The sequence below is a fragment of the Streptomyces sp. NPDC127117 genome (assembly GCF_042677325.1).
Lineage (GTDB): Bacteria > Actinomycetota > Actinomycetes > Streptomycetales > Streptomycetaceae > Streptomyces.
In genome coordinates, this window is sequence record NZ_JBHXTM010000001.1 from 194,091 (window position 1) to 216,058 (window position 21,968).

General features: G+C 68.7%; 25 protein-coding genes and 2 pseudogenes. 15 read left to right on the top strand and 12 right to left on the bottom strand.

Features of this window, described 5'->3' with window-relative positions:
* Positions 1–271 precede the first annotated feature (271 nt).
* A complete protein-coding gene (locus ACFVH0_RS00910) occupies positions 272–1,174 on the top strand; it encodes a LysR family transcriptional regulator (protein ID WP_385817301.1) in 903 nt (300 codons plus the stop codon).
* Positions 1,175–1,322: 148 nt separating this feature from the next.
* Here the strand turns inward: ACFVH0_RS00910 and ACFVH0_RS00915 are convergent, their stop codons facing one another.
* Together ACFVH0_RS00915 and ACFVH0_RS00920 are read right to left on the bottom strand one after the other, a co-directional pair.
* Positions 1,323–2,072, bottom strand: coding sequence for a maleylpyruvate isomerase family mycothiol-dependent enzyme (locus tag ACFVH0_RS00915; RefSeq protein WP_385817302.1), 750 nt, complete (start codon positions 2,070–2,072; stop codon positions 1,323–1,325).
* A gap of 11 nt (positions 2,073–2,083) precedes the next feature.
* Positions 2,084–2,233: a hypothetical protein gene (locus tag ACFVH0_RS00920; protein ID WP_385817303.1), complete on the bottom strand. Its 150-nt coding sequence runs from the start codon at positions 2,231–2,233 to the stop codon at positions 2,084–2,086.
* 50 nt (positions 2,234–2,283) lie between these two features.
* Here ACFVH0_RS00920 and ACFVH0_RS00925 point away from each other — a divergent pair, with 50 nt between their 5' ends.
* Positions 2,284–2,874 carry a hypothetical protein gene (locus tag ACFVH0_RS00925; RefSeq protein WP_385817304.1) on the top strand — a complete coding sequence of 197 codons (591 nt, stop codon included), beginning with the start codon at positions 2,284–2,286 and terminating at the stop codon, positions 2,872–2,874.
* A 180-nt stretch (positions 2,875–3,054) separates the two neighbouring features.
* On the opposite strand, the gene ACFVH0_RS00930 is transcribed toward ACFVH0_RS00925, so the two are convergent.
* Positions 3,055–3,180: a hypothetical protein gene (locus tag ACFVH0_RS00930; RefSeq protein WP_385817305.1), complete on the bottom strand. Its 126-nt coding sequence runs from the start codon at positions 3,178–3,180 to the stop codon at positions 3,055–3,057.
* Between the two features lie 421 nt (positions 3,181–3,601).
* Here ACFVH0_RS00930 and ACFVH0_RS00935 point away from each other — a divergent pair, with 421 nt between their 5' ends.
* The 4 genes from ACFVH0_RS00935 (at position 3,602) to ACFVH0_RS00950 (ending at position 7,713) form a co-directional block, all read left to right on the top strand.
* On the top strand, positions 3,602–4,150 hold the full coding sequence (locus tag ACFVH0_RS00935) for a hypothetical protein (protein ID WP_385817306.1): 549 nt from the start codon (positions 3,602–3,604) through the stop codon (positions 4,148–4,150).
* An 87-nt stretch (positions 4,151–4,237) separates the two neighbouring features.
* Positions 4,238–4,762 carry a hypothetical protein gene (locus tag ACFVH0_RS00940; RefSeq protein ID WP_385817307.1) on the top strand — a complete coding sequence of 175 codons (525 nt, stop codon included), beginning with the start codon at positions 4,238–4,240 and terminating at the stop codon, positions 4,760–4,762.
* Positions 4,763–5,218: 456 nt separating this feature from the next.
* Positions 5,219–6,436: an AI-2E family transporter gene (locus ACFVH0_RS00945; RefSeq protein WP_385817308.1), complete on the top strand. Its 1,218-nt coding sequence runs from the start codon at positions 5,219–5,221 to the stop codon at positions 6,434–6,436.
* A 401-nt stretch (positions 6,437–6,837) separates the two neighbouring features.
* Positions 6,838–7,713 (top strand): aminoglycoside phosphotransferase family protein, encoded by an 876-nt coding sequence (locus tag ACFVH0_RS00950; protein ID WP_385817498.1) that lies wholly within the window; start codon positions 6,838–6,840, stop codon positions 7,711–7,713.
* A gap of 18 nt (positions 7,714–7,731) precedes the next feature.
* On the opposite strand, the gene ACFVH0_RS00955 is transcribed toward ACFVH0_RS00950, so the two are convergent.
* The gene (locus ACFVH0_RS00955) at positions 7,732–8,055 is read right to left on the bottom strand and encodes an NlpC/P60 family protein (RefSeq protein ID WP_385817499.1); all 324 of its coding nucleotides are present in this window, start codon (positions 8,053–8,055) and stop codon (positions 7,732–7,734) included.
* On the opposite strand from ACFVH0_RS00955, the gene ACFVH0_RS00960 reads away from it, so the two are divergent.
* Complete coding sequence (locus tag ACFVH0_RS00960; RefSeq protein ID WP_385817517.1) at positions 7,997–8,134, top strand: hypothetical protein; 138 nt, start codon at positions 7,997–7,999, stop codon at positions 8,132–8,134. The two genes, ACFVH0_RS00955 and ACFVH0_RS00960, sit on opposite strands and share 59 nt — an antisense overlap.
* 207 nt (positions 8,135–8,341) lie before the next feature.
* On the opposite strand, the gene ACFVH0_RS00965 is transcribed toward ACFVH0_RS00960, so the two are convergent.
* The gene (locus ACFVH0_RS00965; RefSeq protein ID WP_385817309.1) at positions 8,342–9,847 is read right to left on the bottom strand and encodes a carboxylesterase/lipase family protein; all 1,506 of its coding nucleotides are present in this window, start codon (positions 9,845–9,847) and stop codon (positions 8,342–8,344) included.
* An 83-nt stretch (positions 9,848–9,930) separates the two neighbouring features.
* Here ACFVH0_RS00965 and ACFVH0_RS00970 point away from each other — a divergent pair, with 83 nt between their 5' ends.
* Together ACFVH0_RS00970 and ACFVH0_RS00975 are read left to right on the top strand one after the other, a co-directional pair.
* Positions 9,931–10,542: a TetR/AcrR family transcriptional regulator gene (locus ACFVH0_RS00970; RefSeq protein ID WP_385817310.1), complete on the top strand. Its 612-nt coding sequence runs from the start codon at positions 9,931–9,933 to the stop codon at positions 10,540–10,542.
* A gap of 142 nt (positions 10,543–10,684) precedes the next feature.
* A complete protein-coding gene (locus ACFVH0_RS00975; RefSeq protein ID WP_385817311.1) occupies positions 10,685–10,957 on the top strand; it encodes a hypothetical protein in 273 nt (90 codons plus the stop codon).
* Between the two features lie 370 nt (positions 10,958–11,327).
* Here the strand turns inward: ACFVH0_RS00975 and ACFVH0_RS00980 are convergent, their stop codons facing one another.
* Both ACFVH0_RS00980 and ACFVH0_RS00985 read right to left on the bottom strand, forming a co-directional pair.
* Positions 11,328–11,891: an erythromycin esterase family protein gene (locus ACFVH0_RS00980; protein WP_385817500.1), complete on the bottom strand. Its 564-nt coding sequence runs from the start codon at positions 11,889–11,891 to the stop codon at positions 11,328–11,330.
* Positions 11,892–12,004: 113 nt separating this feature from the next.
* A pseudogene (locus tag ACFVH0_RS00985) lies at positions 12,005–12,178 on the bottom strand (transposase); the annotation flags it as partial.
* 131 nt (positions 12,179–12,309) lie between these two features.
* Here ACFVH0_RS00985 and ACFVH0_RS00990 point away from each other — a divergent pair.
* Positions 12,310–13,071, top strand: coding sequence for a maleylpyruvate isomerase family mycothiol-dependent enzyme (locus tag ACFVH0_RS00990; RefSeq protein WP_385817312.1), 762 nt, complete (start codon positions 12,310–12,312; stop codon positions 13,069–13,071).
* 4 nt (positions 13,072–13,075) lie between these two features.
* Here ACFVH0_RS00990 and ACFVH0_RS00995 read toward each other — a convergent pair whose 3' ends face one another.
* Both ACFVH0_RS00995 and ACFVH0_RS01000 read right to left on the bottom strand, forming a co-directional pair.
* On the bottom strand, positions 13,076–13,219 hold the full coding sequence (locus ACFVH0_RS00995) for a hypothetical protein (protein ID WP_385817313.1): 144 nt from the start codon (positions 13,217–13,219) through the stop codon (positions 13,076–13,078).
* A gap of 6 nt (positions 13,220–13,225) precedes the next feature.
* Positions 13,226–13,312 (bottom strand): annotated as a pseudogene (locus ACFVH0_RS01000) (antibiotic acetyltransferase); the annotation flags it as partial.
* Positions 13,313–14,006: 694 nt separating this feature from the next.
* On the opposite strand from ACFVH0_RS01000, the gene ACFVH0_RS01005 reads away from it, so the two are divergent.
* The 3 genes from ACFVH0_RS01005 to ACFVH0_RS01015 all read left to right on the top strand — a co-directional run bounded on the left by ACFVH0_RS01005 (position 14,007) and on the right by ACFVH0_RS01015 (position 16,780).
* Positions 14,007–14,297: a hypothetical protein gene (locus ACFVH0_RS01005; RefSeq protein ID WP_385817314.1), complete on the top strand. Its 291-nt coding sequence runs from the start codon at positions 14,007–14,009 to the stop codon at positions 14,295–14,297.
* Positions 14,298–14,847: 550 nt separating this feature from the next.
* On the top strand, positions 14,848–15,279 hold the full coding sequence (locus ACFVH0_RS01010) for a hypothetical protein (RefSeq protein ID WP_385817315.1): 432 nt from the start codon (positions 14,848–14,850) through the stop codon (positions 15,277–15,279).
* A 910-nt stretch (positions 15,280–16,189) separates the two neighbouring features.
* Positions 16,190–16,780, top strand: a complete 591-nt coding sequence (locus ACFVH0_RS01015; protein ID WP_385817316.1) for a TetR/AcrR family transcriptional regulator — start codon at positions 16,190–16,192, stop codon at positions 16,778–16,780.
* 14 nt (positions 16,781–16,794) lie between these two features.
* On the opposite strand, the gene ACFVH0_RS01020 is transcribed toward ACFVH0_RS01015, so the two are convergent.
* On the bottom strand, positions 16,795–17,814 hold the full coding sequence (locus ACFVH0_RS01020; RefSeq protein ID WP_385817317.1) for an SMP-30/gluconolactonase/LRE family protein: 1,020 nt from the start codon (positions 17,812–17,814) through the stop codon (positions 16,795–16,797).
* Between the two features lie 197 nt (positions 17,815–18,011).
* On the opposite strand from ACFVH0_RS01020, the gene ACFVH0_RS01025 reads away from it, so the two are divergent.
* Entirely contained in the window at positions 18,012–19,814 is a 1,803-nt protein-coding gene (locus ACFVH0_RS01025; RefSeq protein WP_385817318.1) for a flavin-containing monooxygenase, read from the top strand.
* A gap of 82 nt (positions 19,815–19,896) precedes the next feature.
* A complete protein-coding gene (locus ACFVH0_RS01030; protein ID WP_385817319.1) occupies positions 19,897–20,685 on the top strand; it encodes an SDR family NAD(P)-dependent oxidoreductase in 789 nt (262 codons plus the stop codon).
* 81 nt (positions 20,686–20,766) lie between these two features.
* Here the strand turns inward: ACFVH0_RS01030 and ACFVH0_RS01035 are convergent, their stop codons facing one another.
* Both ACFVH0_RS01035 and ACFVH0_RS01040 read right to left on the bottom strand, forming a co-directional pair.
* Complete coding sequence (locus tag ACFVH0_RS01035; RefSeq protein WP_385817320.1) at positions 20,767–21,036, bottom strand: hypothetical protein; 270 nt, start codon at positions 21,034–21,036, stop codon at positions 20,767–20,769.
* A gap of 596 nt (positions 21,037–21,632) precedes the next feature.
* Positions 21,633–21,878, bottom strand: coding sequence for a hypothetical protein (locus ACFVH0_RS01040; protein WP_385817321.1), 246 nt, complete (start codon positions 21,876–21,878; stop codon positions 21,633–21,635).
* Positions 21,879–21,968: the final 90 nt, after the last annotated feature.

Consider the following 21,968-nt stretch of genomic DNA (forward strand, 5'->3'; position numbering starts at 1 on the left):
CTGGGTGAGTGCAGTGGGGAGGAGTGCTGCCGGTGGGAACTGCTGGTGGACCACGGCGCTTCCCTCTCAGTGTGACGCGGGTCGGCACCCGCCATGCGTTCACCGCGTCCGGTGACACGGGTCGGCACCCGCCATGAGTTCACCGCGTCCGGATCGGGTGAATGCAGCGGGCGGGTTGCCGCCCTGGGCCCTGCAACGATGATCAAGCATCTCGGAAACCCAAGTCAATCCAGGCATTTACTGGAAAGACCCAAGCGATACCTTGGATCGCATGACTCTTGACGATCTCCGTGTCTTCACCGCGGTCTGCCGGACCAGCTCACTGAGTGCGGCTGCCCGCGACCTGTCCTGCACGCAGTCCGCGGTCAGTCAGCATGTGAAGCGGCTTGAGCGGGAGTTGGGACTGAGCCTGCTCGAACGGCACACGCGGGGGGTGGTGCCGACTCCGGCCGGGCGTGTGCTGTACGCGGCGGTCACCGAGGGCCTCGGCTGCATCGACCACGCGCTGCGCCGGCTCGAAGAGGTGGCACGCGCGGAAGGCGGATCGGTGCGGGTCACGACAGGCGCCACGACCGTCCGGCACTTCATGTCCGCGGCCGTCGTCGACTTCCGGCGGCGATTTCCCCAGGCCAGCATCGAATTCCAGACCGAAACCTCCAGTCGCGGCTGCTTCGACGCGCTCACTGCCGGCGGCGTCGACCTCGCCTGGATCACCCTGGGGCCCGCGACTCGCACCATTGAGCAGCGCCCTGTTGTCGAGCTTCCCTGGTCGCTTGCCGTCTCGGCAGCCGATCCTCTGGCGGTCAAGGCCTTCCTGGAACCGGCCGACCTGCAGGACGCCCGACTCATCGGACTCCCGGAGAACTCGACCTCCCGGCAGCAACTCGGCACCTGGCTTGCGGAATCCGGGATCCGGCCGGTGTTCGACACCAGCGTCGCCGATTGGGACACTGCGATTCTCCTGGCCGAGCTGGGACTGGGCCACGCCGTCGTCCCGGCCCTGCCCGCCTGGAGCGGTCCCGGACACCCGGACCTGCGGCTGATCCCCATCCCCGCGCTCCCGGCCCTCACAGCAGGCTGGGCGGTGCGCCGTTGGGACGCCCTCGCCCCGCTGGCCCGAGCCTTCGCCGAGACCGTCGCGCACCACTGCGGCACGCAGACCGTCAATGTGTAGACACGGGCCGAGGGCCGCGTCCGACCCCCAGTGGTGATCAGCCGACCCCCAGTGGTGATCAGCCGACCCCCAGTGGTGATCAGCCGACCCTCAGTGGTGATCAGCCGCCCGATACGCGCATCCTCTCCGGAGTCATCGACTGCACGTGTCAGCTCCAGCCGGGTTCCGGTGGGAGCGGCCACCTCGGCGGGGTCGGCAGGGGCAGGTCCGAGCGGAGTCGCGGGTCTCTGCCGCGTCCGGCGAGCCAGGCGAGCAAGGCGTGGCCATGGCCGGTGACGGTGGGGCCGGTCGCGGAGAGAGTCCATGACCGGCCGAGGTCCTCGGCGTCGATCCGGGCCACGGGGAAGTGATGGGCCGCCAGCGCGGTGAGAGTGCCGTCGAGCGCCCAGGTGACGTAGTCGGCGGGCCAGCAAGCGGTGGTGTAGCCGAGGTTCAGGTCGGCATGGTGGGTTTCGAGTTCGCGCCGGCAGCGGTGCAGGGTGAACCATGCCGGGTGGCGCCAGCCTGCGAGCGCACTGACCAGGATGTTCCAGCGTTCGGCGGGCATGGACGCCGCCTCGTCCAGAAGTCGGTCCAGGCTGGTACGCAGGTCGGCGACGAGTTCGGCGCCACTGCGCCCGGCGCCTTCGTGCAGCGCGCGGTCCAGCGTGACGGCGTCGGCGCGAGGGTCGGGCTGGGTGCCGGTGCGAGCGAGGGTCAGCAGCCAGCGGTAGGCATCGGCGCTGCGGGCGAGGTGGGTGAGGATGTGGCCGCGACTCCAGCCGGTCAGCGCCGACGGCTCGCGGGCCCGGAGGTCGGTCAGTGCGTCAAGAGTGGCGCCGAGGCGTGCGGCGGAGCTGTGGACGCCGTCGAGGACGAGCGCTACGTCGGCCGGGGCGATCGCGATGTTGTCGGACACGGGCCGGTACTCTACGGCCCGCCTGAGAACAGGTCGCCAACGGCAGCTGAGCCCTCGGTGATGGCACGCATGCGGCACAGGTGGCGCGTGCGGCACAGGTGATGGTCGAAGCGCCCACGCTCGATCAACCTGGCCAGGGCGAGCCGGTCGAGCGTGGGCATACAGACCCGTTCCGCAGCCCAGTCGCCGCATCCGAGAGTACGGTCAACTCATGCTGACAGCCACGCAGTTGAGCATTCACCTCCGGGCTCACGCGCCCACATACGTCGGGCTCGCAGCCGTGATCGGCACGGTCATGGCCGGGCACCTGCAGGCACAGGGCATTCTGGAGACCGGAGAGAGACAGGCGGCAAGTGTCCTGGAAGCGACGAGGAACGAGGTGGACGGCCGCCAGGACCGGGACCGGGCGCGTGAGCAGGTGACCCGCTACGGCGAACTGATCCAGTCCTCCACTCGCATGCGCCTCCTGATGCAGCGCTTCGAAAGGCTCGATGCGAAGTCCCGGCATGATCCGGCGATCGTCGGGGAACTCACGGCGGGTACCGACGACCTGGCGGCGAGGGCGAATTCGGCGGCGGTGATCCTGCAGAGCCACGAAAGCGAGGCAGTGAGAGAGAACTCCCACGGCATCGCCTTCACGATGCCCTACGCCGCACAGTGCCTGGAGACAGGCCTGCCGGGTAACACGAACGGATACCGGGTGGAGTACCCGGGCCGTGGGCTCACCGACTGCGGCGACCTGCGGGAGTGGCTGGCGGTTCACGAAAGCAGCCTCGCGAAGGAGTCGCCCACCTTCTCGTAGCCACGGCGCTGCCGCCTGCATGATTGCTCCGGACGCATTCGTGCCCCTTCTCAGACCGCATGGTGGTCGGCAAGTCCTCCGTCGGCCACTGCCGCACCGTGCGCTACGTGGCTGCGCAGCAGGTGACCAGGGGGTGGATGTGCGGTTTCTCGACGACCGCGGGCCGTACCGGTTCTGCATTCAGACGGTTCGCCGACGCTCGTCGCCGGGGGGATCGACCGGTTGCGCTTCGATCTGGTCGAACAGCGCTTCCGGCTCACGATGATCAGCCACAACCTCCGCGATCACATCGCCGCCGGCTGCCATCGCAGCGCCTTTCCAGGAGCGTGTGGCCGCCCTCCCGCGAAGCGCTTCGCAGCACGCCTGCGGGCGCGTGTTCGCGTCGCTCGGCGGTCGTGGCGAGCGGTTGCTCTCACAGCGTGCGGGGACGAGAGTGAGAAGAGTGCAGAAATCAGAGCTCTGAGCAGCTGGTGATCGCTTTGGAACAGCCGGGCCGCCATGGGATTCGCGAGGCTTTTCCTTTTCCGATGATTCCTGATCATCCGATCAGAGTTCGACAGAATTTTATCGACGAATCCGGATTCTTGGGCGCGTTATTCGGGGTTGTCACGTAGCGGTTGCCATCTGGTGCCATCTGGAACCGCCGTAAGAATTACGTAGCCAGGGGAAGGAAAGGAGATTCTCTGGTCATTCTTCATTTCTCGGCAGAACTACAAGCGGAGGAGTCATGTCGACCGGAACCCTCATTGCAATCATCGTGGCCATCGTGGTCGTGCTGTTGATTTGCGCAGTGGTGGCCTGGACCGTCTCACGTCGGCGCCACCTCAAGGAACAATTCGGACCGGAGTACGAGCGGGCCGTGGAGGAGAAGCAGAGCCGTCCGGCGGCCGAGCGTGAACTGCGTGAGCGAGAACAGCGCCACGACGCACTGGAGATCAAGCAGATTTCGGCGTCGGAGCGGGAGAAATACGCCCAGTCCTGGGGACGCGCGCAAGAGCGGTTCGTCGACCAGCCCGACGAAGCGGTCCACGAGGCCGACCAGTTGGTGACCGCGTTGATGGGAGAGCGCGGTTACCCGACCAAGGGCTTTGAGCAGCAGGCCAGCGACCTTTCGGTGGAACACGGACGCACGTTGGAGCACTACCGGGCCGCCCACGAGGTCACTGCCCGCAGCGACCGGCATGAAGCAACGACGGAGGAACTGCGGGGTGCAATGGTTCACTACCGCGCCCTGTTCGACGAACTGCTTCACAACGGCCAGCAACCACACGAATAGCAGCTTCGAGAAAGCGAATACACCAGGAGCAGAGGTCCACCGGCCCCAACCGATGGCGCCACAAAGATGGAAAGGCGGAGAGGTGAAATGGGACGCAGGGATCTACCCGAAACCGACGCCGGCAGTCCGTCCACCGAGGATCTGACCGGCACGGGCAGCAGGAAGCCTGAAGCGGAAGCGAAGAAGGAAGCGGCAGAGACGGAAGGACACGAACCCCTCTCTGTTCCGCCGACCTTTCCCGGGGAAGCCACAGAAGCAGACACGGACCGGCCCACCGGGGAGGGTGACCGCCCACCGCCGTCAGGTACGGACCGGAGCGCAGCGGGAGAGGAAGCGAAGGAGGGAGAGGAGCCACTGCTCGGATCCGAGCAGGCAGGGTTCCGTGACCGCTGGCAGAGGATCCAGGGCACGTTCGTGGATGATCCTCGGGAGGCGGTCGGTGCGGCGGACACTCTTGTCGCCGAGGTGATGCAGGCTCTCGCCACGACGTTCTCCGAGCGCAAGCAGGGGCTCGAAGGCCAGTGGCAGCGAGGCGAGGAAGTCCCGACCGAGGAACTGCGTGTCGCGCTCCAACGCTACCGTTCGTTCTTCAACCGCTTGTTGAAGACCTGACCTGAGGTCTGTGAACATCCGAGATCTGTGGGGGCACGCGCCGAAACGACACACACTGCCCGCAGCGCCCTCTACCAGTAGTGCTGCCGTCCGCCCACCGCATGCCCGACCGCGCCCAGGAACGATCCCGATCACGGCAAGTACGATGCCGATCGCCCACAGGATCGAGATGCCGGTCAGCAGGTCGAGCAGCAACAGAATGACGCCGAGGACGATCATGGCGCCCTCCGATCCCGTACGATTTCCCGCACGTCCCCCCAGTATGCGCCAGCCCCTCACGGCGGGAGATACGGAACGTGTGACACACATACTCTTCGCATGCTCTGCTCACTGCGGCTGACCGCGAGCGTGCCCCGGAGGCTTGCCTCGTCCGACGGCTCCGCCCGTAGGGTGTATTCCTGCGCATGTCGCTTCAGGAGCCCAAAGCAACGCATTCCGTGCTGATACCAGCAAGGAATGCCCAGGCGATCGTATCTGCAGCCCGAGAACACGTCCTCCGGCCGGCCGTCCGAAGGACGGAGGCTCCGGATCCGCACGTCGTCACGTCAGGCGCTGCGCGGCTATCCCCGCCCCTCGACATGGAACCCCGTCAGGCAGCACGGGTCCGGAACTCCGTACGAGCCGCGCGTGAACCCCGCACTGCGGTCGACCGCCGCCTATGCCTGGCGCATCCTCGTCGTGGGTGCCGCGGTGTATGCCGCCTTCTCGGTGCTGGGGCGGTTCCACGAGGTGGCGGTAGCCGTCTTCCTCGGCCTGGTCGGCACCGCGATGCTGCGCCCGGTGGCGGACCTCCTGGCTCGTGCGATGCCGCGGCCGCTCGCCGTAGCGTTGGCGCTGCTCGGCAGCATCGTCCTCGTTCTCGGCATCCTGACCCTGGTCGGCGAGGCAGTCGCCGGGGAGAGCGCCGGGCTGGAGCGGGAGTTCGGCGAAGGCCTGCGCCGGATCGAGCGCTGGCTCGAAGGCCCGCCGTTCCGACTGGACCCCAAGGCGCTCGACGATCTCCAGTCCCGCACCGGGCAGTTCCTGTCGAGCCACCGCTCCGCGCTGATCAGCACGGCTCTCAGCGGCGTGGGACGGGTGGTGGAGGTGGTGACGGTGTTCGCCCTCGCCCTGTTCTGCTCGGTCTTCTTCATTCACTCGGGCGACCACCTGTGGAAATGGTTCAGCGACCAGCTTCCGCGGACGGCCCGGGTGCGGGTGACGATCGCGGGCAGTGCGGCATGGCGGACATTCACCGGATACACCCGCGGCATCGTGCTGGTGGCGGCGACCAACGCAACTCTTGTGGGACTGGCACTCTTCGCACTCGGCGTGCCGCTGGCACTGCCTCTGGCCCTGCTGGAATTCTTCGCCGCCTTCATCCCATTGATCGGCTCACCCATCGCGCTGGCAGTCGCCGCCGTGGTGGCTCTGGCGTCCAAGGGTGTGCTCGTGGCGGGCGTCGTCGTGGCACTGATCGTGGTCATCGGCCAGATCGAGGGCCACCTGCTGCACCCGCTCGTGCTGAGCTGGGCCGTCCGCCTGCATCCGGTCGCGGTCGCGCTCACCGTGGTCGGGGGCGCCATCACTGCGGGGGTACTGGGCGCGGTGGTGGCAGTACCGCTGGTGTCCGTCGCCTGGTCGGTGTACCAGGCTCTGCGCCGGACCCGTGATTCCGCGCGGGCCAAGGCATGAGTGGGGGCCCGTCTCCAGAGGTCAGGAGGCGGATCCCTCCTACCCGGCGGCGACAACGTCGACCGCAGCCGCTCGGTCCACCGACCGTATCGTCGGATCAGCCGGGCCATCCGCCCAACGAAGGTCCACCGTTCGCGCAACGCGCTCTCGCAGACGAATCGACGGTCCAGTCCGAGCGCCATCCCTGTCGAGACGCTTGTGCCGCCGCCGGCGGCGGCCGGCGAGCGTGGTCGTCTTCGCCCGCAGCGGCTCCGGTTTGCCGCGCACCGAGGCGCCCGTTCCCGGCCGCTCGTAAGCCGCCCTGAGGTACGGATCACGGCCCGGCGCGCGTTGCGTGACATCGCTTCTGTCGATATGCGGGTGCAGGGCGGCAGTTCGGGGTGCAAGCTACCGGGGTGAATATGGGAGAGGTCGGCGCACGGTTGGTGGGTCGATTCGGCCCCGAGGCGGAAAGCTGGCTCGCCGACGTTCCGAACCTCGCTGCGCGGCTGGCCGCGCGGTGGGGATTCGTGCTCGGTGAGCTGTTCGGGAGTGGAGCCTCCTCCGTCGTCCTGCGCTGTCAATGGCCTGACGGAACGCCAGCGGTTCTCAAGCTCAGTCCGGATCGGGCGCTCATGACCAAGCAGGTGGAGATGCTGCGCGTTTTCGCGCCGTCGGGTCGGGTTCCGGCCGTGTTGTCCGCTGACGCGGAGGCCGGGGCGATGGTGTTGGAGGAGGTTCTGCCCGGCACCGAGGCCGAGCACATGCCGCAGACGTCATTGCCGCAGCAGTGGGGAGAGTTGCTCGCCGCACTGCACGCCGTGGTCCCTCCCGCACACTGGCCACTGGACCTGCGCGGTCGGTGTGACGAGGCCTTCGCCCGGATCGGCCGGCGGCTGTCCGAGCCGGTCATCGGCGCACGGATCGACCAGGCCACGTGGCGGCGGGCGATACGGCGCTGCGAGACGTTGCTGGACAGTCAGGCCAGGCTCGTTCTGCTGCACGGCGATCTGCACCTCGGCAACGTCCTTGACGGCGGCCCCTCACGTGGTCTGATCGCGATCGACCCCAAGGCATGCATGGGCGACCCATGCTTCGACGCCGTCGACTACGTGGTGGCCGGCGCCGGACAAGAGGGGGTCGAGGCCCGTTGCCGACGGGTGGCGACCGCGTGCGGGCTCGATGGGGACCGGTTGTATGGCTGGAGCCGGGTGATCGCACCCATGGCAGCCATCGCGCACCTCACTTCTGACGGTCCAGAGCCGGAGATCGACGAACTCCTCGCCCTGTCTCGCTGATCCCACGCGACTATCGGTTCATGCCGGCCGGAGTGACCTCGGGTTCCGTCGGCCACGTGTCGTGCCGCCCGGCCGGGTCACCCGCAGACACCTTGCTTCGGTGTGGGGCGCGGATCCCACGCGCTGACCGTTGCCGGACGCGTCGTTCATGAGACCGCCGCCGATGCAGAGCCCGACGTGGTGGACGTTGGCCGGGGTGTTGCCGTAGAAGACCAGATCTCCCGGGAGAAGAGGTTGCACTGGTGGGACGTGGCAACCTACGTCGTGCAAGGCGCCGGCCTCGGTGTGGGCCCCGGTCGGGCAGGACTTCGCCCATCTGACGAACTGGCGCTTCCTCGGCAAGGTCTGCACGACCCCGGAGCGGGCGAGCCCGCTGATACAAGCCCTGCGGCTGCTGGCGGACCGGGAAGGCGACCGCTGACGGACGATCCTGTGGGAGGACTACCGTCCCGGGCCTGTCCGACCCTCCCGACGCCTCCGCGCACCAGCCCCGTGAACTGCGACTTCATGATGAACACCACTCAGCGGTTCCGGCAGCTGGTGTCAGTGCCTCCGACATGACCCCAGCCCGTAGGAAGCCGTCTCATCGAAGTCGAGGCCACGGAGCCGGTACTGGACGTCGTGGGCTCTACGAGAGATCGAAGGGGGCGATGGCGTGGCCCTCCCAGATCCGGCGGGAGGCCTGTTCGGGGTAGGGCACAGTCTCCGACTCGGCGTCCAGGACGCGGGTGAGCTGCTGGTCGGGTCGGTAGGCGGCCCAGCCCGCGTCGCCGGTGGTGACGAAGCGGATCCATGCCTCCTTGATTTCGTGGGAGAGCGCGACGGCCTCGGGGGTGGGCTCGTCTCCGGCGAGTTGCGCACCCACGGGGCTGTCCAACGTGCCGAACGCCAGAGGGACATCGAGGCTGTGGCAGGCGCCCAGGGCGCCGCCGAGCACCGGGGCGGTCCAGCGAAGTTCGAACAGGTACGAGGTGCCGCCGGCTGCGGCGTTCGCCGCGGCCAGCCTCTGTGACGGCATACGGAAGAGGGCGTCCGAGTACACCGTCTCCACCAACTCCTCCGGCCCGGCCTGCGGAAACGCGGCACGGTACGCCTCCGCTCCGTGCGGCTGCGGGGCGAGCAGTTCCAGGGCCGCACGGGCGTCCTGCTCGGTGAAGGTGCCCCGCCGTCCGCCCATGACGCTGAACAGCCGGAATTCGTCCCGGGTGTGGCCGACGAGTAGCTCGGTCCCGCTCGCGCGCCCGCTGGTCAGCGCGGGCCAGGGCGTTTCGGTGAGGACCTCGCCGTCGATGACGGGACACAGGGCGGTGCCGGTCTCCGTGAGCCGCCCCCAGCTCCCCCGGTGTGCATGGAGGTCGGCGTTGAAGGCGGTGAGCTCTGCGGCCAGGTGCCAGGGGTCGATGTCGCGCAGGGCCGCCGCGGTGGGGGCCGCCGCGCCGAGCCGGTCCGCGAGCGCGGCAGTGACCTGCCGTGCCAGCGCGGGGGTGCTGTGCAGCCCCGGCACCGAGTGGGCGATGGCCCGCCGGAACAGGCCGCGCGCCGACTTCATCGCGAGGAGGGCGGCGACCGACCCTGCTCCGGCGGACTGTCCGGCCACGGTGACCTGGTCGGGGTTGCCTCCGAAGGCGGCGATGTTCCGCTGCACCCATTGCAGCGCCGCGATCTGGTCGAGGAATCCGCGGTTGGGCGGCGCGTCGTCCAGGAACGCGAAACCCTCCGCGCCCACGCGGCAGTTGATGGTGACCACGACGAGTCCCGCCTCGGCCAGCGCTGCCGGGTCGTACATCGGGTCGCTCGACGCCGCCGAGATATAGCCGCCCACCGGGATCCACACCAGCACCGGTAGTCCTGCCGCGCCCGGATCCGGAGTGCCGACATTGAGGGTCAGCCAGTCCGTGCCCTGCGGCGGACCCGTGTCGACCGGCAGGGACAGCGGCACCACGGGGCCGAACTCCACCGCCTGCCTCGTCCCCTCCCAGGGGCGCGGCGGGGCGGGCGCGGCGAAGCGGAACGCTCCCACCGGGGGCTGGGCATAAGGGATACCGCGGAACACCGCGTGCCCCTGCCGCCGACACCCCTGCACGACACCTTCCGTGGTTTGAACCCTTGGCTGTTCAGGCAGTTGTCCAGGCATGACCGCAGGGTCACAGGTCAAGTGTATTATGTCAACTGTATTGGAAAAGCTCCAGGTCGCGAAGAACGCAGGAGAGGCCGGCGATGCCGAAACAGGTGGATCACCGCGGACGCCGCGAAGCGATCGCCCGCGCACTGTGGCGGGTGGTGGAGCAACGCGGCGTCGCGCATCTGACGATGCGCGTGGTTGCACAGGAGGCGGGCATCTCCCTCGGGCAGTTGCAGCACTATTTCGCCTCCCGGGCCTCCATGCTCTCCTTCGCCATGGACTTCGCATCCGAGCAGACCTCGCTACGTGTCGAGCAGGGACTCAAGAAGCTCGGCGACTGTCCACACCCCCGTGACGTGCTGCGACTGACGCTCGCGGAAATGCTCCCCCTCCATGCCGACGCCCGCGCGACCAGCCGGATGAGTGCCGCCTACGTCCTGGAGGCACTGCACGACGAGGCCGTCCACGAGCAGGCGCGCCGCGGCCTCGTACAAGGACGGGCCCTAGTCGAGCAGTTGGTCCGCCATGCGGTCGCCGATGGGCACATCGACTCCGACCGCGACCCGGCGACCGAGACCAACCTGCTCCTCGCCCTCACAGGCTTCACCCCCCTGATCGAACTGGCCGTGATCGGGCCCCAGGACGCGCTCACCGCGATCGATCTGCATCTGGACAGGCTGTTCAGCGGAAAAGATCGGAGTACGTGACCTGCACCCGCCCGCAGCTTCAAGGATCACCGACCTTGGACACGCACGCTTACCGGCCGCACGCGGCGTCGGCCTCGGGGCTGCTCGTCCTGGCGCTGGTGAGGCCGTGCCATCGTCTGGCCGTTCAGGACGCTGGGTGTGGGTGGCCGAGGTAGGGGAAAGCGCTCAGCAGATACGCGGTCAGCGAGGGGTGGGCATCACGGTCGACGGAGACGAGTGCATCGTTCTGCCTCGGGCCGACCCGCGCCCACACGCCGATCGGCCCTTCGCCCGGTTCGCTGTCCGGGTCCTCAAGGACGATGCCGAAGACGTTCTTGTCGATGCCGAAGCCGTTGCCGGCCCGCTGAAAGTCATTGACGATTCCGTCGAGGTCGGCGAAGAAGGGGCACTGCGCAGACCGGCGGAGAAGCGGTAGCCGTCGCTCTCCACAATGCTCGGCGTCGCCCCGAAGGCCACCGCCGCACCGCAGATGACGGGCTGTCCACCGGCATCGTGGTCCCGTGCGCCGCCCGCCGGGGACTGCCCGGCGGGCGGCCGGGTTCAGGCACGGCAAGAAGGCCCGCGGCGTGCGCATGACGTGTTCGGCGGGCGCCCGCCCACTCACCGCAACGCGGGCCGGGAAGTCGATCACAAACGGGTGCCGGTCCAGGGAACGTCGAACGCGGCCTTGCCTGCACCGCTGTCGCCGGGCCGCCCGTGCCCGACCGGTGCGTCGGCAGGCGGCGCCCTGCCACCTCGCGACAATGGCCCGACGGCGGCGTGGCCGGGACGGGCATCGTGCTGCGTCATGGCGATGACGGCTCGGATTCGATGATGTCGGCCACGGTGGAGGCCGGGGTGTGCAGGATGCCGTCGAACGCGTCCGGTACAGGGGTGTGCAGGAAGGTGCTCTGCAGCCGGATTCGGCCGGGGCCAGGGGCAGAGGCAGGGGCGGCGGCCCGCGTGCGCGCCTGGCGGAAGCCGGCGACGCTGAGCCCGAGACCGGCCGCGGTGAAGGCGGCTTCGATACTGCTCGGCTCGGGCGGCTGCAGCGCGGTGTCTCCGACGGTGAACCCGAAGCGCGCTTGCTCGTCACGGACCATCTCCGCAGTGTGTCCGCCGGAGCTGGTCGGACCGAGGGCGAAGTAGTCGTCGCCGAGGACGTCGTGGAGGTGTTGCCCCATCGGGAACCCGGTGAGGTGGCCGTTGGAGGAGATCGGTGATTTCTGGATGTGGGCGTTGTGGGCCGCCAGCACGATGCGGGTTCCGGGCTCGATGCGCTCCATGTGCCACAGGACGGACTCGGCCATGTAGACGTCCCGGGCCGAGGTGTCGGCGGTCGGCCCGTTCCCGGCGAACAGACCGGCCATGGCCCGGAAGCCGTAATCGGCCTGGCAGGCGCCTTCGAGGCGGCGCTGGGCGATGTCATAGCTGCGCCGGTCACCGCGGGAGATGTACAGCAGCCGAGCTCCTGCGGCTGCTACTCCCACTGGATCCCGGTGTGCAGCACGAACAGGATGCCCTGCAGGCAACCACGGTTGTCCAGTGGCGGCCGACCGGGATGGCGCGGACGCCGCTGCCTGACCGGCAGCAACGGCTCGATCCGCCGCCACAGGTTATCCGGCACCGTCCACGGAGGACCGTTCTCCTTCCCCATGACTCGTTCAACGAGCCATGGGGAAGGGAATATGGCTACGGCCAGGCTTTCCATCAGGTGCTCCAACTCCCGCAGCTGACGTCCTGGAAAATAGGGTGCGGTCGGCTGATCCGGGGTGCTAGGCAAGCGATGTGACAGAGAGACTTGAGTATTCCGCCCTGCTGCAACTGATCGACGGGCGGTCGGCCGCGTTCCGGAGTGCGGTTGCCGCCGCGCCCAGCCTTGACGCGCCGGTGCCATCCTGCCCCGAGTGGACATTGTTCGATCTGGTGCAGCACCTGGGTACGGGCCAGCGGTGGTGGGCCGCGATCGTCGCCGCGGGCCCGGCCGAGGCTCCGCAGGCCAAGGATGCCGCAGAGGCGCCGCGCGAGGTCGAGGCGCTGCTGGCCTGGTACGCCGAGTCGAACGAGCTGCTGCTGAGTGCGCTGCGCGAGGCCGGCCCGGAGCGCGAGTGCTGGGCATGGTGGGCCGCCGGCGTGTCGCCGGCGAATGCCTGGGGCGTTGCCCGGCGCCGGGTGCACGAGCTGCTGGTGCACACCTACGACGCCCAGCTAGCCGCAGGCGCCGTGCAGCCGATGCCGACGGACGTCGCGATCGACGGTGTGGCCGAGTTTCTCGACACCTGCAACTCCACCCCGGCGGCCTGGCCGCACGAGGCCGCCACCATCCACTACCACGCCACCGAGGGCCGCTCCTGGCTCCTCGCGCTGGACGGTACCGGCGCCTGGCCCGCACCCCTCACGGACGACGCCGCGCCCGCCTCCGCTTCGGCCACGGGCACGGCCGAGCAGCTGCTCCTCTTCGTCTGGGGCCGCCTCACGCTGAGCGATCTGAAGATCGAGGGCAACCAGCAGGTGTTCGAGCAGCTGATCGTCTGGGAGCCCGAGGAGTAGACAGTCAATACCGCCGGCGGACGGCCTCGATGACGTCCGCGTCGGTGAACATCGCGAACAGCTTCGCCTCCGCGCGGCGGACGGACAGTACGGCCTCGTTCGGATCGCGCGGGTCGTCGTAATACGGGTACTCCCTGGCCCCGATCAACAGCTAAGTGATCAACGGCTTCAGCGGCACCACTCGCGGGTGGTCGGGCAGGGGATGCAGCACGGTCGGATCGGCGCGGACAAGGGCCTCCATGGACGTTCCTCTTCAAAGTCCGGCTGTATGGCCCGCAAGACTGGCAGGAACATCAGGACGTGCCCGCGGAGGTCCAGACGTCCTGCGGGTGTGGTGATCCGTCGGGGTGCCAGCCCGAGCCGAACGAGGCGCAGAGCGCCGCCCGCGGCACGAGCGCGGCGGTACCGTCGGGGCCATCGAAGGCCGTGGCCCCTGCTATGTGCCTCGCGGCCGGCGGATCAGCAGGGCGCCGTCGGCCGCTGGCCGGCCTTGGCCGACGGAACGTCGACGCGAAGCCGCCGGTCCCGGGCGATCCCTCGAAGGTCCGGGCGGTCGGTAAGGCCGAGCAGGTTGCTGCTGGGTACGAATCCGTGTCGTGCGTCGTCCTGTCGGGCCGACGAGCGCCTGGGCGGTAGGTCCCGTCTTGCGAGGGTGGAACGGCTCTGTACCGGCCCGACGGCTGGTCACTCGCAGGATTCGCGTCTGCGGCTACCGGCCCGTCCCGGAGGTCGTCGGTGACAGGGGCCATGTGGCAGGCCCGCCACCAGTCGGACGCTGCGGTGGCGCGGGGGGGCGTCTCCGGAACGGCTTCGCCGGCGGTGGGACATGTCCGGGACAGGCCGAACTCCTGGTCATTCCCTGTGGCGAACGTCCAGAGTGAGCTGCAGCCGGAAAGGTTGCAGCGGTACAACCGACGTTGAAGGAGACTTTCACCATGCGTAAACGCACTGCCGTTCTTGGCGCTTTTGGCGCCGTCGCTGTCGCGCTGTCCGTCTCGACCAGCGCCCAGGCCGCCACGTGGACACCCACAGAGGCCACGAAGTACGCCAACATCCGAGAGTGCTACCGCGCTACTTGCGCGTCGACGGGCGTCATCTTCCCGGAGATGCCCGTCTGGTGGTCGCACTATGCGTACAACGATGCGGGCAACAAGTGGTACTACGTCAAGAACGACAACGGCAATACGGGCTGGGTGTACTGCGAGAACGTCACCGCAGGCTGCTGAGGTCCCGCCGATGGACTTGTGACGGCCTTCCAGTCCAATCGGCCGGCCGTCACCCCGCCTTCGAACACTCGGACGCACGGCTCGACGGCGAAAGCCGCCGGGCCGTGCGTCACGCTCCACCCAGGGTGGTCATCGTGGGGCGGTTCGCGGCACACCGCTACTTCTCCTGCCGACATGGGGCGGGGTGCCGCAGGAGGCAGAGTGGCATGGGGGTGTCCACGATGGCGTCGAACCGCCAGGCAAGCGTGTCTGTGCCTGCGGCGGTGCGCGATGAAGGAGCCATGGACGCGGTGCCAAAAGGGCTGGAACTCGATCCAGGACACCTTGCCGGGCTGGGATCGCTCGGTCACATCCCTGGCTGCGACTTTGATCCACACCTGCAGCGTCCGGTCGGCCGGTCACCGTCAGACCGGCGCTCTTGGCCGCGGCGCGACCGCGATCCCATCTCCACACCCATAACACCCCGCCCGTACAGGATAGATACCTGCACCCACAGTCTTCTGCAACACGCTTTAGTCTCTTCCCTGATCCGAACGAGAGGGGCCGAAGCGTGGCGATTTGGGGACTGGTCGTCGAAACCACCGTGGGTGTCGGAGAGCGCAAGCACGCTGAGGCGTACGTGCTGACGCATGTGGAGGGTACGCGCGAAGAGGCTCTGGCGGAGTTGGAGCGGCGTGCCCGGATACATACGCCGGAGCACCCCAGGAGTCCGAAGCGCCGTCGGCTCTTCCGGGAAGGCGATGGCTTCCTTCTGGTGATCGACGGCGCCTGGCAGTCGTTCAGCACACGGTTCACGGTGGCGGAGCTGCTGGACGACAGCGCCGCACCGACCCCGCCGACGACGGAGGCGGCTCCACAGCAGGCCGAACCGGATCCGGCAGAAGCGGTGCCACCTCCGCCGCCCTCGACGCCAGCAACGGAACGCTATGCGGACGGAGTACCGGTGCGGCCGGCCTGGTTGGGCCGCACCGACCTTCCGTGACGGCTGAATACACCCCACCAAGCCTCGGCCGGATGCCTCGCAGGGGCATTCCACACCGCCGAGGGACAGCCCGTCGGTAGTTCTCAACGAGAGTGGGGATGCTGACTGCGGCGAGTACGGTGCCGAGCTATTCGTGCAGCAGTGCGGCAGGCCGGCACCGCGGCCTGCCACATCCCTCGGGCACTATTGAGTGCCTTCCGCGCGGAGGAGGGCCGTCGCAGGGGCACACACAGCGAGTCGAAGAGCACCGCCACGAGCCGCAGCGCCGCCGGCATCAGCAGCTGAACCAGCTCGCTGACCGGGTCGCGCCCTCCAGCCGGCCACCGCGGCCTGATTCCCGGGGCCCGCCTCGCCCCCGAGACCACGGCGAGCAGCACGGCGATGACACTGGACGACGCGCGCACGGGCATGCCGTACGTCCCCACGCGTGTCCGTAGCGGAGGCAGGGGGAGCGGGGGACCACGAGACGCGTCGGATTCCTCTTGCGGCTGAAGCTCAGCTGGAGCGCGGATTCCGGGACTGCAGGCAACTGTGCTGGCTGAAGGCCTGTACGGCTGGACGACCTGCTGCCCCACGGCTGCCTCGACGCCGGGCTGCCGACCGACTTCCCCCACTTCCGCACTCGTTGAACGGGCGCCGACCATCGGCCACTTACCGCCGGCCAGGACCAAGCCGGCCGCCGATGCCCACCGCGCCGCGCTCGACCGCGTGGACCCGAACTTCCACTTCGACTACGCCTACGAGCAGCTCACCGGTCGACGACAGTGTCCTCCCGGGCGTCGCCCAGTCGCCGTCCAGGCCCCGCCGATCGCCCGATGCCCAGGCCTCGGCGCAGCACCCCGGCCGCCACACGCGCTCAGCCTGCGTGGGCAGGGGAAAGCCGCGGCTGCCCGGCCGGTACGCTTCCGGGGTGATGGAGCACACCGAGCGGGAGGGGCGGCGACCCGCGAACGACGGGCCGAAGGCTGCCGCCCGTAACCGGACTGCTCTGGTCGTCGCTGCCCGGGAGATCTTCGCTGAGCAGGGTCTGGAGGCGCCGCTCTCCGCGATCGCGCGCAAGGCCGGGGTTGGACAGGGCGTTCTCTACCGGCACTTCCCGGACCGGACTGCTGCGGTGGCTGCGGTTCTGGAGGAGAACGTGCGGCAGATCGAGCAGGCGGCCGACGCCGAGGGGGCGACCTTCGCCGATGTTCTCGGTGTGCTGACCTGGCATCTGGTGGAGTCGGCAGCCTTCATCGGTCTTTTGCACGCCGACCGGGCGGACAGCCGCTCCGGCATCCGTGCACACGCGCTGGCCCTGTCCGAGCGCGTCGAGCGCGCCCTGCGAAGACACCTGCCCGACGGTCATCGGCTGAGCGCCGCGAACGACCTCGTGCTCGCGGTCGCCATGGTCTCCGCCGCAGTCATCGGCCCCACCCGCAAGGAGCGGGAACGCCGGGCGCTGGCCGCCTGGCGGTTGCTCGGTGTCGAGGTGGGGCCGGTGCGGGCCTTCGGAGGTTGAGCGGACGCCGGGTGTCAGCCGCCGTTGGACTGCCGAATGCCTTCCGCGAGCGCGTCGAAGCTGTACAGGTATCCTCCGGCGGGGCCACTCACCGTCATGTACGCCTTGGTCCCGCCGGGCGTGATGGCCACGTTCGTCGCCGACTCCAGCCCTTCAGCCCGTGCAGGTAGTTCGACTGTCGCCAGCCGCTCACCATGCCGGTCGTACACGGCCATCGCTGCCCGGCCGTGCAGTCCCTGATAGAGGTTCCCGTCCGCGTCCACGGCGATCGAGTCGGTCTGGGCGATCCCGCCGTCGACACGGATGGCCGTGTGCCGGGAGGTCACCTCGTCCTTCGCGTCGAGGCGCAGGTAGGAGATCCGGTTCTCGGTGAGTTCGCTGAACCACAGACCGCGGTGGTCCGCGTCGAACGAGATCCCGTTCGGCGCGGCCAGGTCCTTGGCCAGAACGGTGGCCTTCGCGCCGTCGCGGCTGATCCGCACCACCCTTCCGTGCGCCTCGCCCTCGGACAGGCCGCGTGAATCGCTGACGTACAGGTTGCCGTCCAGATCAAAGGCGATGTCGTCGGGATTCATCTGCGCTCCGTCGACCTCGCCGGAGAAGAAGGTCCGCTTGTCTCCGCCGTCGGGTGCCAGGCTCACGACCTCGCCGTGGGCGAAGTCGCTGAGGTAGAGCCGTCCGTCGTACGGACTGAACTGCGCCGAGGTGTATGCCCCCCGCCCGTCGGTGTGGACCGCCCGGGACGTCTTCTTCCTGACGTTGACGCGCAGGACCTTGGGCTTGCCCTCGGGCGCGGTGACATCGACGACGAACAGACCGCCGTCCTTGCCGAACGTGGGACCTTCCAGCAGGGTCATCCCGGTCTCGCTGTGCACCTGGGTCAGTTGCATGAACTCCTGCGCGCGGATGGTCCTGCCCGCGGAGACGGACACCGCCTCTCCCTGGGTCTCGCCGCTCTCCGTGCCGCATCCGGTCAGCACCAGCGTGCCGATCGTGGCCAACGTGGCGAAGGATCGGGCCGAAAGTCGCTGCATGGGGGATCACTCTTCCTGTCCGCTGCGCTGGTTCCGAAGGCCAGGGGGTACGTGGCGCGCCGGAGGCGTGAACGCTCCCTGGCCGAGTTTCGCCGTACCACCGAACTCCAACCGGACACCACTGTCCGGTAGTTGCTACCGTAGCGGACGGCCGCCCACTCGTGGTGGCCCCGCCGTCCAGGATCGAGGCCCCCCACATGACGACCCCTCACGCTCCGACTCCCCACGAGCTCGCCGCGCTGAGGCAGCGCTACCGAGTCGAACGTGAGCGACGCGTTCGCCCCGACGGCGCCGCCCAATACCGCGACGCCGACGCCGAGTTCGGCTACTACGCCGCCGATCCGTACATAGAGGGGCCGGCCGAGCGCGATCCTCTTCACGACACCGTCGACGTCGCCGTGATCGGCGGCGGGTTCGGCGGCATTCTCGCCGGGGCGCGGCTGCGGCAGCAGGGAGTGGAGCGCGTCCGGATCATCGACAAGGGCGGCGACTTCGGGGGAACCTGGTACTGGAACCGGTACCCGGGCGTCCACTGCGACATCGAGGCACACGTATACCTGCCGATGCTCGACGAGACGGGATACGTACCGGAGTGGAAGTACTCCCCCGGTGACGAGATCCGCCGCCACGTGATGCGGATCGCGCGCAAGTTCGACCTCTACCCGGAAGCGCTGTTCTCCACCGCTGTCACTGCTCTGACCTGGGACGAGGCCTCCGAGACATGGGTCGTGGCCACCGACCGCGGTGACGCCTTCCGCGCCACGTACGTCGTCACCGCCACAGGCACCCTCACCGACCCGAAGCTCCCCGGGATATCCGGCATAGAGGAGTTCAAGGGTCACACCTTCCACACTTCTCGGTGGGACTACGCCTACACAGGCGGCACCCCGGAGGGCGGCATGTCGGGCCTCGCGGACAAGCGGGTGGGCATCGTCGGCACCGGAGCCACTGGCATCCAGGTCATTCCACTGCTGGCCGAGGACGCCGCGCACCTCTACGTCTTCCAGCGCACCCCCTCCACCGTGGACGTGCGGGCCAACCGCCGTACCACCGCGAGGGACGTCGGCGCCGACCGTGAGGGCTGGGCCCACGAGCGACGCGAGAACTACCTCCGCATCGTCTCCGGCGAACCGGAAGACCGGGACCTCGTGGCGGACCAGTGGACCGCCTCGGCGGGCCTGCTGGAAAAGCTCCTGCCGAGCTTCCGGCGCCAGGGCGACCGGAAGACCTTCGAAGCCGCCTACGAGGTGGCCGATGCCGCCAAGATGAACGAGCTACGCGCCCGCATCGAGCAGACCGTCACCGATCCGGAGACCGCCGGCAAGCTCAAGCCCTGGTACCGCTACGCCTGCAAACGCCCCACGTTCTCCGATCTGTATTACCCCGCGTTCAACCGGGACAACGTCACCCTTGTGGACACCGCGGACACCCACGGCATCGAGCGCATCACCGAACACGGCGTCGTGGTCGGCGACACCGCGTACGAACTGGACTGCCTGATCTTCGCCACCGGGTTCAATGTCGGGACCTCTGGCATTCACTCCGGCAAGCTCCCCGTGCACGGCCGGGGCGGCGTCCAACTGCTGCACACCTGGGCGCGGCAGGGCCCCCGCACGCTCCACGGTCTCACCAGCAACGGCTTCCCGAACCTGATCCAGTTGGGCCCCCTCCAGAACGCCAGCAGCGTCAACTTCACCCACATCCTGGACGAGCAGGCCATCCATGCCGCCGCCCTCGTCGCGGCCGCCGAAGCCGAGGGCGCCCTCATCGAACCGTCACGGGAGACCGAGGACGCCTGGCTCGCCGTCCTGGCCGAGGACGCCCCCGACCACGAGTGGTTCCACGCCGAATGCACCCCTGGCTACTACAACCGCGAGGGACGCGGCCGGCCCAACGGCCCCAACGCCTACCCGCACGGCGCCGTCGCCTTCCATCAACTCCTGAAGCAGTGGCGCGAGGAGTCCGTGGGCGAAATCCTCCAGGCCAGGACTGCCCTGTGACGGATCCGCACCGGTCCCTGCCTCGGCTACTACCGGACGTTCACCCCAATCCCCCACACGCACGCCTCCGGAGGACCGCCCCATGACCCCACCCATATCCGATGCGGAGATTGCCCCTCGCGCCCGTCGGAGCGTGATCGTCACCGGGGCCGCGTCCGGCATCGGCCGGGCCGCCGCCCTGGCCTTCGCTGCCCAGGGTGACCGTGTCCTGATTGCCGACCTCGACGCGGACGGCGCCGAGGAGACCGTACGGAAGATCACGGCCACCGGGGGCGTCGCGCTGGCGGCCATCGGTGACTTGGGAGAACAGCGGGTGGTGGACGCCGTTGTGGCCCGGGCGGTCGCAGAGTTCGGCGGGATCGACGTCCTGGTCAACAACGCAGGCGTCATGGACCGTATGTCGGCAGCACACGAGACCGACGACGCCGAGTGGGAACGGGTGTTGCGGATCGACCTCACGGCTCCCTTTCTCCTCACCCGCGCCGTACTACCGCACATGCTGACCGTCGGCGCCGGTTGTCTGGTCTTCACCGGCTCCGAGGCGGGCCTGCGCGGCGGAGCTGCCGGAGCCGCGTACACCGCCGCCAAGCACGGGATCACCGGGCTGGTGAAGAACCTGGCAGTGATGTATCGCAAGCAAGGCATCCGGACCAACATGATCGCGCCCGGCCCGACGGCGACCGGCATCAGCGTCGACAGCCACCCCGACGCGCAGGGCCCCGCCGTCGTCACGAGCCTCATCGGTGCGAACATCGGCCGCCTCGGCTCCGCCGATGAACAGGCTGCCGCAATCGTCTGGCTCGCCTCCGATGCTGCCGCCTTCATCAACGGCGCGGTCCTCCCCGTCGACGACGGCTGGTCAGCGGTCTGACCCCGACCCGCCAACCGACCAGGCGACCAGGCGACCAGGTCCATTACAACTGCTCCACGGCGCCTGCCACATCCTGATCGCCTACCTATCAGGGATGCGTGACAGCCAGATCAAGCACCTGCGCCGCGGCAGCACCTGCACACTGCTCGCCTGCTCCGGCCGCCCTTGCCCCTGCCCCTGCTGCCCCTGGACGGTCACCGGCCTCGCCTTCACGGGCGAGCACGACCCCCACAGCACCGTTGCCACCTGGATCATCGGAGCCCCGGCGCCCGCGCCGTCACAGTCCTCGAACAGCACCAGCCACTGGGCCGGGGCCCGGTTCCCGTCCGGCTCCGACATGCTGCTGGGCATGGCCACGCCGCCTCGCCGTCGGGGTGCCGCAGCACCATACGGGCATCGGCCAGGCGACCGACCACGGGAGCGTGATGGAGCACCTGTCGTACGCGGCGCGGGGCTGACGGAGCGCGATCTGGGCATCGGATGCGAATTACGCGCCCCAGCCCCCATTCGCACCCCCGACACGGCCTACCTCCACACCTCGCACGCCTGCCAAAATGGACAGGACCCGCCGCACTCTTGGCGGCTCCGCCCTCGAAGGAGACTGCTCCATGACGTGTGGAAACTGCGGCGCCGCCGCCGGCCAGGGCCCTGACGGGTCCTGGATCTGTTCAAATCAGTGTGGCTGGTCTTCCCGCGTTGTCGCAGCAACCCCGGAGATCACGACCACCCGGTGCAGCGGCTGCGACGCAGAAGTCCACGGGCTCGACGGACGGTACGCGTGCGGACTCTGCGGGTGGTCCAACCACTGGGCCGAAGGGCACCGCCCACTTCCCGGCGCAGACCCTGCCGAAGTCAAAAACGTCCTCGGCTGAAACGGCGAGCAGCGGTCCACCATCCCCCAGGGCCGGTGGGCCGCTCCGAGGGCGGCATCCTTCCTCGACACGCTCTCAGCTTGTTCTTTGGTCTCCGTCCGCGTCGTACGGGGGTGATGCTTGGTTCCAGACTGCGTCGAACCGGCGGATGATCTGGCGGAGTTCACTGGCGCTTCGTGGTGTCATCGCCTGCATCACGGTTTCGAGCAGGGCGCGGGCTTCGAACGGATTGCCGCAGCAGTACCAGTGCACATCGCCCCACTCGTAGTCGTGCCAGAGCTCGCACTCAGGACGGTGGACGTAGTCCTTCCACAAGCGCACGGCCGCGCTGACGTCTCCTGGTTGCAGATAATTACGGGTACGTTCGAGACGAAAGATCTCGGACAGTGCACGCGAGGACAAGCCGTCGAT

What these genes read in the sequence shown, in the direction of transcription:
- ACFVH0_RS00910 (WP_385817301.1), top strand. Translation starts at nt 272, where the DNA reads ATGACTCTTGACGATCTCCGTGTCTTCACCGCGGTCTGCCGGACCAGC.
- ACFVH0_RS00920 (WP_385817303.1), bottom strand. Translation starts at nt 2,233, where the DNA reads ATGCCCACGCTCGACCGGCTCGCCCTGGCCAGGTTGATCGAGCGTGGG.
- ACFVH0_RS00925 (WP_385817304.1), top strand. Translation starts at nt 2,284, where the DNA reads ATGCTGACAGCCACGCAGTTGAGCATTCACCTCCGGGCTCACGCGCCC.
- ACFVH0_RS00930 (WP_385817305.1), bottom strand. Translation starts at nt 3,180, where the DNA reads ATGGCAGCCGGCGGCGATGTGATCGCGGAGGTTGTGGCTGATCATCGT.
- ACFVH0_RS00935 (WP_385817306.1), top strand. Translation starts at nt 3,602, where the DNA reads ATGTCGACCGGAACCCTCATTGCAATCATCGTGGCCATCGTGGTCGTG.
- ACFVH0_RS00940 (WP_385817307.1), top strand. Translation starts at nt 4,238, where the DNA reads ATGGGACGCAGGGATCTACCCGAAACCGACGCCGGCAGTCCGTCCACC.
- ACFVH0_RS00945 (WP_385817308.1), top strand. Translation starts at nt 5,219, where the DNA reads ATGCCCAGGCGATCGTATCTGCAGCCCGAGAACACGTCCTCCGGCCGG.
- ACFVH0_RS00950 (WP_385817498.1), top strand. Translation starts at nt 6,838, where the DNA reads ATGGGAGAGGTCGGCGCACGGTTGGTGGGTCGATTCGGCCCCGAGGCG.
- ACFVH0_RS00965 (WP_385817309.1), bottom strand. Translation starts at nt 9,847, where the DNA reads ATGCCTGGACAACTGCCTGAACAGCCAAGGGTTCAAACCACGGAAGGT.
- ACFVH0_RS00970 (WP_385817310.1), top strand. Translation starts at nt 9,931, where the DNA reads ATGCCGAAACAGGTGGATCACCGCGGACGCCGCGAAGCGATCGCCCGC.
- ACFVH0_RS00980 (WP_385817500.1), bottom strand. Translation starts at nt 11,891, where the DNA reads ATGGCCGGTCTGTTCGCCGGGAACGGGCCGACCGCCGACACCTCGGCC.
- ACFVH0_RS01005 (WP_385817314.1), top strand. Translation starts at nt 14,007, where the DNA reads ATGCGTAAACGCACTGCCGTTCTTGGCGCTTTTGGCGCCGTCGCTGTC.
- ACFVH0_RS01020 (WP_385817317.1), bottom strand. Translation starts at nt 17,814, where the DNA reads ATGCAGCGACTTTCGGCCCGATCCTTCGCCACGTTGGCCACGATCGGC.
- ACFVH0_RS01025 (WP_385817318.1), top strand. Translation starts at nt 18,012, where the DNA reads ATGACGACCCCTCACGCTCCGACTCCCCACGAGCTCGCCGCGCTGAGG.
- ACFVH0_RS01030 (WP_385817319.1), top strand. Translation starts at nt 19,897, where the DNA reads ATGACCCCACCCATATCCGATGCGGAGATTGCCCCTCGCGCCCGTCGG.
- ACFVH0_RS01035 (WP_385817320.1), bottom strand. Translation starts at nt 21,036, where the DNA reads ATGCCCAGCAGCATGTCGGAGCCGGACGGGAACCGGGCCCCGGCCCAG.